General features: G+C 61.0%; 1 protein-coding gene. It reads right to left on the reverse strand.

The features are described 5' to 3' along the window. Positions 1-344: hypothetical protein (locus SB775_RS27535; protein ID WP_410864313.1), on the reverse strand; the 344-nt coding region annotated here is incomplete at its 3' end. Positions 345-421: the final 77 nt, after the last annotated feature.

Raw genomic sequence — 421 nt, forward strand, 5'->3', positions numbered from 1 at the left:
TGAACGAATAAGGCGCCGCCGCGCCACGTTCGAGCCGCGGTTTCTACGACCTCGAACACCTCTCGCTCACGCTGGCGGGAGACGTACCATCGATCGGGTCTTCTTCCCGAAGCCCACACCACAGTCGCATGGTTGTCAACATCGATGGAATAGCCGACCGTGGAGCAGTCGTCCGTGGGTGGGACGAGGGTAACAGGGTCAAGAGGGACGATTTCGGCGTGGCGGCCGGAAGAGAGGGCGGCCCCGAATGAACGATGCGAGTCTGACAGCCGTGCGGCTTTCACCGCGGACTCAAGATGGAACCCTTCTACGTGTCGTCGGAACGGCACCTCACTGTCAGCCATATTGGCAAAATCCTGTCACAAGCGGATTCTCAAAGCACGGCAGCCGAGAGTGGCACTCCTGACTGCTCGGCGGCACC

The organism is Peribacillus sp. SIMBA_075, assembly GCF_046534585.1.